Source organism: Nocardioides sp. (assembly GCF_025964975.1).
In the GTDB taxonomy this organism is placed as follows: domain Bacteria; phylum Actinomycetota; class Actinomycetes; order Propionibacteriales; family Nocardioidaceae; genus Nocardioides.
Genome location: NZ_JAOPXV010000093.1, coordinates 1 through 3,576, shown reverse-complemented (window position 1 = coordinate 3,576; position 3,576 = coordinate 1). Strand labels below are relative to the sequence as shown.

Sequence of the window (3,576 nt, the reverse complement as noted above, 5' to 3'; positions counted from 1 at the left end):
CGATCTCGTTGAGCAGGTGCTCGACACCCATCCCGGTCTTGGCGGAGACGTGCAGCACGTCGGAGGGGTCGCAGCCGATGATCCCAGCCAGCTCTGCGGCGTACTTCTCCGGCTGGGCGTTGGGCAGGTCGATCTTGTTGAGCACCGGGATGACGTGCAGGTCGGCGGCCAGCGCGAGGTAGAGGTTGGCCAGGGTCTGAGCCTCGATGCCCTGGGCCGCGTCGACCAGCAGGACCGCCGCCTCGCACGCCTCGAGGGAGCGGCTCACCTCGTAGGTGAAGTCGACGTGTCCGGGGGTGTCGATCATGTTCAGCACGTAGGTCCCCGGCACGGCCCCGGGAGCGTTGTCCACGGGCACGGTCCACGGCATGCGGACGGCCTGGCTCTTGATCGTGATGCCGCGCTCACGCTCGATGTCCATGCGGTCGAGGTACTGCGCCCGCTCCTGGCGCGCGTCGACGACGCCCGTCAGCTGCAGCATGCGGTCGGCGAGCGTCGACTTGCCGTGGTCGATGTGGGCGATGATGCAGAAGTTGCGGAGGATCGCCGGATCGGTCTGGCCCGGCAGGGGCGCGTTCTTGAGGGACACAGGCGACTTTCTGCACGACTTCTTGGCGGGTACGGCGAACAACGCATTCTTCCACGCTGGGGCCGCTCCCCCGAACCGACGCAGCTGCCACCCATTGACGGGGGCCGCGCCACCCGCTCCACTGGCAGCACAGGACGACGCCATCGGGGGTGTCGTCCGCCTGAATCCGGAGCAGTCCATGTCACCTCTGTCCCGCGCCTTCCGCGCATCCGCCGTCTCGACCGTCCTCGCGGCCAGCCTGCTCAGCAGCGTCGTGCTGACCGCTGCCCCGAGCTGGGCGGTCACGAAGCTGACCGACAGCCAGGCTGCCTCGCAGCTCGCGGCTTCCGGGATCGGCCGGTCCTCCTCGGGCGGGTGCACCAACCGCAACGTCTCGACGTGCACGTCGTACGAGCAGATCAACCAGGACACCGTGACCGGCATCAAGACCTTCCGGTCGATCAGCGGTTGCGCGATCACCATCACCGGCGGCACCGAGACTGGCCACGCCTCCGGCACCTACAGCCACTGGAACGGCTACAAGGTGGATGTCCCCCTGACGACCTGCATCTCCAACTACATCACCAGCCACTACGCCTACGCCGGCACCCGCGCGGACGGTGCCAGGCTCTACAAGTCGCCGTCCGGCAACGTGTACGCCCGCGAGAGCAGCCACTGGGACATCACGTACTACACCTGCGGCTGCTGAGCGGCTCGCCCTCACATGCCAGAGGTCGGCACCCAATAGCGTCGCTTGACCCCGCGGACGTCCTCGAGCACCCCGCCCGCCGCCTCGATGACCTTGCGCGAGGCGATGTTGGTGTCGTCGCACGTCAGCAGCGCGGGGTCGATGCCGAGCGCGTGGACGTGCGGGAGCAGCCCGCGCAGCATGGCGGTCGCATGACCGCGCCGGCGGGCGGACGGACGCACCTCGTAGCCGACATGCCCGCCGTACTCGAGGAGCCAGTCGTTGAGGACGTGCCGGCACGAGATGCGACCCAGGTAGACACCGCCCTCGACCAGCCACCAGGTGCTCTGGGGCACGTGGGTCGCTGGCCGCGGCGCGTCCGGCGTCGCATCGGCGTGGAGGTGGTCGACGAACTCGGCGAACCCGGCCTCGGTGTGCCACCGGTCGCCGTACTGCCTGATCCAGCGGGCGATCATCGAGTCTTCGTTGATCATCCGGCCGTCGACGAGTGACTCCTCCACAGCCGTCAGGAACGACTCGCGGACACGGACGTGGGGCTCGATGAGGTCGGGCATGGCAGTGATTATCCGATTACGGGCCAACGGGTCTTGCGGGAAGGATGTCTCCCATGTCGTCAGCGCCCGGTCCCTATCCCGCCCCGGTGGGCAAGACCTCACGCCGGCTGGAGTGGCCCTTCCTGCCGCCCAACCTGCGGGTCTTCATCGAGCGCAAGTGCGGCTCGCCCGTCGTCGAGGCGCTTTCCCAGACGTCGGGATTCACCCCCGGTTTCGCCAGCGTGCTGGTCTGCGCTGACGGGTCGCGCCACTTCGTCAAGGCGGCATCGGTCAAGGCGCAGCGCACGTTCGCCGACTCCTACCGCGAGGAGGCCCGCAAGCTCGCTGCGCTCCCGACGGGCGTCCCGAGCCCGCGGCTCCTCTGGCACCTCGATGACGACTGGGTCGCGCTGGGCATCGAGTACGTCGACGGGCGAGCCCCGCGCCGCCCGTGGCGCGCGTCCGACCTCGACACCGTCCTCGACGCCCTCGAGGTCGTCGCCGACGAGCTCACTCCCCCGCCTGCGGGGCTGGATCTCGACACGCTGGTGGACGACTTCGTGGACATGGTCTCGATGTGGGACCACATCAAGGCCGTGCGTCCCGACCTGCCGCACCTGGACGAGGCGGCCGCCCTGGCCGCGGGCTTCGCCGACGTCGTCGGTGGCAACACCCTGGTCCACACCGACATCCGCGACGACAACCTGCTCATCGACGGCGACGGCTCGGTCTGGCTCTGCGACTGGAACTGGCCCGTCGTCGGTGTCGCCTGGTTCGACACCCTGTGCACCCTGATCGGGCCGCGCGGCGACGGGCTCGACGTGGAGCCGGTGCTGGCCACGCGTCGGCTGACCCGCGACGTACCCCCTGAAGCGATCGACCGTGTGCTGGCCCTGCTGGTGGGCTACTTCCTCAAGTCGGCCGACGACCCGGTGCCGTCGACGTCGCCGTTCCTTCGCGAGCACCAGCGCTGGCAGGGAGAGGTCTGCTGGCACTGGCTGTGCGAGCGCCGGAGCTGGCAGTGAGCCCCCGCGCCGTTGGGGTGCGCGCCGGGTACGCCGAGATCCCCCCGCCATCCACGCGTGGGTGGTGGGCGTGCTGGGCTCCCCCGTGGTCTCGATGCGGAGTCCGCGCGCATGCTCTCCGCCGCCGCCCGCCGACTCGATTTGGGTCCGCATGCGGCTCGGGCGTAGTGTTTCCCCTTGCATGTCCGGCGCCCAACCCTGCTCAGGGGTGAGTCGGCAGCCGACACCCGACTTTCCGTGACCAGCAACGAGCGAGCAAAGGTTCTCCTGTGGCCAACATCAAGTCCCAGATCAAGCGCAACAAGCAGAACGAGAAGGCGCACGAGCGCAACAAGGCCGTCAAGACGGGCCTGAAGAGCGCCGTCCGCAAGTTCCGTGAGGCCGTTGCCTCCGGCGACAAGGACACCGCGCTGACCGCCGGCCGCGACGCCGCCCGCAAGCTGGACAAGGCCGCCTCGAAGGGCGTCATCCACAAGAACCAGGCAGCGAACCGCAAGTCGTCGATCGCGAAGCAGTCCGCCGCTCTCTGATCATCCCCCACCAGCACCCCGTCGCCTGCGACGGGGTGCTCGTGCATTTCGGCCGCGACCGCCGTGCGGGAGGTGCGTGAGCCCCTTCCCCGGCGGCGGATTCCAGACAGTCACGCAACACCGGGGTGTTTTGTGGTTTCGATGAGTAGTTTCTCAAGCGTTTCGGTTGGGGTGCGGAATGCGTGTCTCTTGCGGGGCCGGGCGTTGAGTT

At 68.7% G+C, this 3,576-nt stretch carries 5 protein-coding genes; 3 read left to right on the top strand and 2 right to left on the bottom strand.

Features of this window, described 5'->3' with window-relative positions; all coding sequences use genetic code 11:
* Positions 1 to 589: GTP-binding protein (locus JWN68_RS06460; RefSeq protein ID WP_297736344.1), on the bottom strand; the 589-nt coding region annotated here is incomplete at its 3' end.
* A 178-nt stretch (positions 590 to 767) separates the two neighbouring features.
* Here JWN68_RS06460 and JWN68_RS06455 point away from each other — a divergent pair.
* Complete coding sequence (locus JWN68_RS06455) at positions 768 to 1,277, top strand: hypothetical protein (RefSeq protein ID WP_297736341.1); 510 nt, start codon at positions 768 to 770, stop codon at positions 1,275 to 1,277.
* Positions 1,278 to 1,288: 11 nt separating this feature from the next.
* Here JWN68_RS06455 and JWN68_RS06450 read toward each other — a convergent pair whose 3' ends face one another.
* The gene (locus tag JWN68_RS06450; RefSeq protein WP_297736339.1) at positions 1,289 to 1,831 is read right to left on the bottom strand and encodes a GNAT family N-acetyltransferase; all 543 of its coding nucleotides are present in this window, start codon (positions 1,829 to 1,831) and stop codon (positions 1,289 to 1,291) included.
* 53 nt (positions 1,832 to 1,884) lie between these two features.
* Here JWN68_RS06450 and JWN68_RS06445 point away from each other — a divergent pair, with 53 nt between their 5' ends.
* Both JWN68_RS06445 and rpsT read left to right on the top strand, forming a co-directional pair.
* On the top strand, positions 1,885 to 2,835 hold the full coding sequence (locus JWN68_RS06445) for a phosphotransferase (protein WP_297736336.1): 951 nt from the start codon (positions 1,885 to 1,887) through the stop codon (positions 2,833 to 2,835).
* Between the two features lie 269 nt (positions 2,836 to 3,104).
* Positions 3,105 to 3,365, top strand: coding sequence for a 30S ribosomal protein S20 (gene rpsT, locus JWN68_RS06440; protein WP_297736334.1), 261 nt, complete (start codon positions 3,105 to 3,107; stop codon positions 3,363 to 3,365).
* Positions 3,366 to 3,576: the final 211 nt, after the last annotated feature.

Coding starts and splice junctions, on each gene's coding strand:
- JWN68_RS06455 (WP_297736341.1), top strand. CDS start 768: ATGTCACCTCTGTCCCGCGCCTTCCGCGCATCCGCCGTCTCGACCGTC.
- JWN68_RS06450 (WP_297736339.1), bottom strand. CDS start 1,831: ATGCCCGACCTCATCGAGCCCCACGTCCGTGTCCGCGAGTCGTTCCTG.
- JWN68_RS06445 (WP_297736336.1), top strand. CDS start 1,885: ATGTCGTCAGCGCCCGGTCCCTATCCCGCCCCGGTGGGCAAGACCTCA.